Source organism: Rhodococcus sp. (in: high G+C Gram-positive bacteria), from assembly GCF_049286785.1.
In the GTDB taxonomy this organism is placed as follows: Bacteria; Actinomycetota; Actinomycetes; order Mycobacteriales; family Mycobacteriaceae; genus Rhodococcus_F.
Window position 1 is genome coordinate 1 of sequence record NZ_JBAQEO010000470.1, and the last position, 1,611, is coordinate 1,611.

Consider the following 1,611-nt stretch of genomic DNA (forward strand, 5'->3'; position numbering starts at 1 on the left):
CGAGTCGACAACGCGACTGAAGATATGGCTGACGCTCGTCCTTGCCGCTGCGACCGTTTCAATGTTCGATCACCTCTCGCGGATGGCGAACGGTATTGCTCTGTCGTTGAACTGGAGCAATGCCCTGACCGATCTTCGAGCTCAGTCCAACGACGTGCTGTTCCTTCCGGCCGCGTGCGTACTCGCGGCCGTGGTCGCCGTACCGGCGATCGAGGAGGCGAAGATACGGTTACGTTCAGACCCTTCCTCGCGCGCCGTCATCCGCTTGCAGAACATTTGGCAGGACCTGATCGGGGCGGTACCGAAGGTCAAGCTGGAGACGGAAGGAGTACTGCACAGCAGTCTCGAGCGTGAGCACCGGATGCGTATCGAGTGCGAGGACGCCCTGTTCCTTGTCTTGCCGTATATGAATCCGAAGGCGCTAGGCGACGACGCAACGCCGGAAGAACGCTGTCGTGCAATATCTGACGCCCTCAGCTTGTTCCGGGTCGGCGACGATGACCGTCCGCCCATCACACCACCGAGGTGGATGGTCGATGAAGAAGAGCTACTCCGCACCGCAGATGCATGGGCTCGCTCGTGAAACAACAGGAGGACTGCCGCATGGCGAGCAAGACAATTCCGCACCCACCTCGACGGGTGCCGATTCTGGGCGACGTTTTCGGCATCGACCCCGAGACCCCGAATCAGACGACGCTGATCCGATTCGACGAGCTGGGGCCGATCTACCGGCGCTCCATCCTCGGTACTGACCTGACGTTCGTGGGATCGCCTGACCTCGCCGCACAGGTCTACGACGAGGAAAAATGGGAAAAGTTTGTCGGGCGCCCACTGGAGCAGCTCCGTCCCCTCGTCGGAGATGGACTGTTCACGGCCTACAACTGGGAGTCCAACTGGTCTAAAGCACATGAAGTGCTGATGCCGGCGTTCACAAAAGAGTCGATGGTCAGCTACCACGACACGATGGTGCAAGTCACTGAAGAGCTGTGTGCCGCGCTTAAGCAGACCGCAGATCCCGTCCCGGTCGTTGATGTGATGGGCGGTCTCACGCTCGAGGTGATCGGTCGGTGCGGTTTCGGGTATTCGTTCGACTCGTTCAGTGGTGCGGAAGAGCACCCGTTTGTGGGCGCATTGACCCGTTCGCTGACCTACGCGCAGAAGAGCGGGATCCCTTTGCCGTTCATCGGGAAACTGCTGCGCCGCAAAGCTGAGAAGCAGAACAGGGCGGATCGCGAACTCCTTGTCTCCACGGTCGACGAGGTCATTGCGGAGCGGCAGAGAACCGGCGAACGTAGGAAAGACCTCCTCGACCGCATGTTGCACCCGGAGGGTGGCACCACGCTTGATAGCGAGAACATCAGGAATCAGGTGCTCACGTTCCTCACTGCAGGCCATGAGACGTCGGTGAACACGTTGAGTTTCGCTCTCCACTTCCTTGCCCAGAACCCTGAGATTGCGGGCCGAGTCCGGGCAGAAGCTCTCGAAGTCTTCGGAACATCTGCGCCGCGGTACGAAGACATTGCCCGTCTTCGCTATACGCGCCAGGTCATTTCCGAGACGCTGCGTCTATGGCCGACCGCTCCCGGGTTCTTTCGCGCGGCGAAAGAAGAC

At 60.1% G+C, this 1,611-nt stretch carries 2 protein-coding genes; both read left to right on the forward strand.

Going from position 1 to position 1,611, the window contains the following annotated elements; genetic code table 11:
* Positions 1-583 (forward strand): DUF6545 domain-containing protein (locus WAW17_RS16955; RefSeq protein WP_422334104.1); only part of this gene is annotated, 583 nt, incomplete at its 5' end.
* A partial coding sequence (locus WAW17_RS16960; RefSeq protein WP_422334105.1) for a cytochrome P450 occupies positions 568-1,611 on the forward strand: 1,044 nt, incomplete at its 3' end. The genes WAW17_RS16955 and WAW17_RS16960, both read left to right, overlap by 16 nt.